General features: G+C 74.4%; 1 protein-coding gene. It reads left to right on the top strand.

What is annotated here, in order from left to right; all coding sequences use genetic code 11:
- Nucleotides 1–85: 85 nt before the first annotated feature.
- Nucleotides 86–844, top strand: a 759-nt coding sequence (locus AC2W7A_RS12945) for an ABC transporter transmembrane domain-containing protein (RefSeq protein WP_485991683.1), incomplete at its 3' end; no start/stop codon positions are given.

Below are 844 nucleotides of genomic sequence, written 5' to 3' on the forward strand. Positions count from 1 at the left end.
TACTCGTGGCCGCCGCCGGGGAGGCCGGGGTCCGCCGCGGTCCAGGACACAGCACCGCCGCCGAGACCCGTCGCCTGCGCGGCGCCTGCTCCGGCGTGCCTTCGGACTCGGGCCGGCCCGCGTCACGGGGGCGCAGACCGGCCGGCTGGTGTCCATGATGACCGACTCGGTGGAACGGGTGACGGACTACCGGCAGGGCTATGTGGGGCGCCTGGCAGGCGCCGTGCTGGCCCCGCTGCTGACGATCGTGCTGGTGGCGGTGTGTGTGGACTGGCTGTCCGCCCTCGTGCTGCTCGTGCTGGTCCCGGTGATTCCGCTGGCCGTCCGGGGGTTCCAGCGGCTGGTGGCGGACGTGTCCAGCGCCTCCCGCGAGACCCGGCTGCGGCTGGCCGGTCAGTTCCTCGAGGCCATCCAGGGCCTGCCGACCCTGGTGGGGCTGCGCGCCGCCGGCCGGGTGGGGGACCGCCTCGAGGCCGCTGGCGAGGACAACCGGCAGGCCACCATGTCCCTGCTGGCGCGCAACCAGCTGATCCTCTTCGTCACCGAGGCCGTCTTCTCCCTGTTCATGGTCTCCGCCGCCGTGATCCTGGCCTGGGTGCGGCACGACGACGGCGCCGTCACCCTGGCCGGGGCCCTCGCCCTGGTGCTGCTCTCCACCCAGCTCACCGAGCCGATGAACCAGATCGGCGGGTTCTTCTACATCGGCATGGCCGGCCGTGCCGGGCAGCGGATGATGGCGGCGTTCGTGGACTGGGGCGTGCTGCCCTCCGGGCACGGTCACCCGGGCGGCAGGAAGGGGACGCAGCGCGGCCACGGCGGGGCGGCTGGCCGCCGCGGAGGAGGC

The organism is Micrococcus sp. LASM2_SD2, from assembly GCF_057364565.1.